Raw genomic sequence first — 1,693 nt, 5'->3', positions numbered from 1 at the left:
TATTTATATAGGAGCAAACATTTGCGAAGTCAATTCGCTAGTATTTAAATTAATGAGTCACAAACTTTTTAAAATGAGAGTTTGATCCTGGCTCAGGACGAACGCTGGCGGCGTGCCTAATACATGCAAGTCGTACGCAAAACTTTCTCTGAGTGTTCGCACTCGCTGAAAGATTTGAGTGGCGAACGGGTGAGTAACACGTGGGTAACCTGCCCAGAAGAAGGGGATAACACTTGGAAACAGGTGCTAATACCGTATAACAACAAAGACCGCATGGTCTTTGTTTAAAAGATGGTTCTGCTATCACTTCTGGATGGACCCGCGGCGTATTAGCTAGTTGGTGAGGTAATGGCTCACCAAGGCAATGATACGTAGCCGAACTGAGAGGTTGATCGGCCACATTGGGACTGAGACACGGCCCAAACTCCTACGGGAGGCAGCAGTAGGGAATCTTCCACAATGGACGAAAGTCTGATGGAGCAACGCCGCGTGAGTGAAGAAGGTTTTCGGATCGTAAAACTCTGTTGTTAGAGAAGAACGTGTGTGAGAGTAACTGTTCATGCAGTGACGGTATCTAACCAGAAAGCCACGGCTAACTACGTGCCAGCAGCCGCGGTAATACGTAGGTGGCAAGCGTTGTCCGGATTTATTGGGCGTAAAGGGAACGCAGGCGGTTTTTTAAGTCTGATGTGAAAGCCTTCGGCTTAACCGAAGTCGTGCATTGGAAACTGGAAGACTTGAGTGCAGAAGAGGAGAGTGGAACTCCATGTGTAGCGGTGAAATGCGTAGATATATGGAAGAACACCAGTGGCGAAAGCGGCTCTCTGGTCTGTAACTGACGCTGAGGTTCGAAAGCATGGGTAGCAAACAGGATTAGATACCCTGGTAGTCCATGCCGTAAACGATGAATGCTAAGTGTTGGAGGGTTTCCGCCCTTCAGTGCTGCAGCTAACGCATTAAGCATTCCGCCTGGGGAGTACGATCGCAAGATTGAAACTCAAAGGAATTGACGGGGGCCCGCACAAGCGGTGGAGCATGTGGTTTAATTCGAAGCAACGCGAAGAACCTTACCAGGTCTTGACATCTTCTGCCAATCTGAGAGATCAGATGTTCCCTTCGGGGACAGAATGACAGGTGGTGCATGGTTGTCGTCAGCTCGTGTCGTGAGATGTTGGGTTAAGTCCCGCAACGAGCGCAACCCTTATTACTAGTTGCCAGCATTTAGTTGGGCACTCTAGTGAGACTGCCGGTGACAAACCGGAGGAAGGTGGGGATGACGTCAAATCATCATGCCCCTTATGACCTGGGCTACACACGTGCTACAATGGACAGTACAACGAGTCGCAAGACCGCGAGGTCAAGCTAATCTCTTAAAGCTGTTCTCAGTTCGGATTGTAGGCTGCAACTCGCCTACATGAAGTCGGAATCGCTAGTAATCGCGGATCAGCATGCCGCGGTGAATACGTTCCCGGGCCTTGTACACACCGCCCGTCACACCATGAGAGTTTGTAACACCCAAAGCCGGTGAGGTAACCTTTTGGAGCCAGCCGTCTAAGGTGGGACAGATGATTGGGGTGAAGTCGTAACAAGGTAGCCGTAGGAGAACCTGCGGCTGGATCACCTCCTTTCTAAGGATAATTACGGAAACCTACACAGCGTTGAAACTTTGTTTAGTTTTGAGAGGTCTACTCTC

Annotated in this window: 1 rRNA gene; it reads left to right on the top strand. The window is 49.6% G+C overall.

The annotated features are described in order from the left end of the window. Nucleotides 1–69 precede the first annotated feature (69 nt). Nucleotides 70–1,628: ribosomal RNA gene (locus JCM15457_RS11530) — 16S ribosomal RNA — on the top strand. Nucleotides 1,629–1,693: the final 65 nt, after the last annotated feature.

Source organism: Liquorilactobacillus sucicola DSM 21376 = JCM 15457 (assembly GCF_000612445.1).
Lineage (GTDB): Bacteria > Bacillota > Bacilli > Lactobacillales > Lactobacillaceae > Liquorilactobacillus > Liquorilactobacillus sucicola.
The sequence above is the reverse complement of the archived record's forward strand: the minus strand, read 5'-3'. Positions and strand labels throughout refer to the sequence as shown.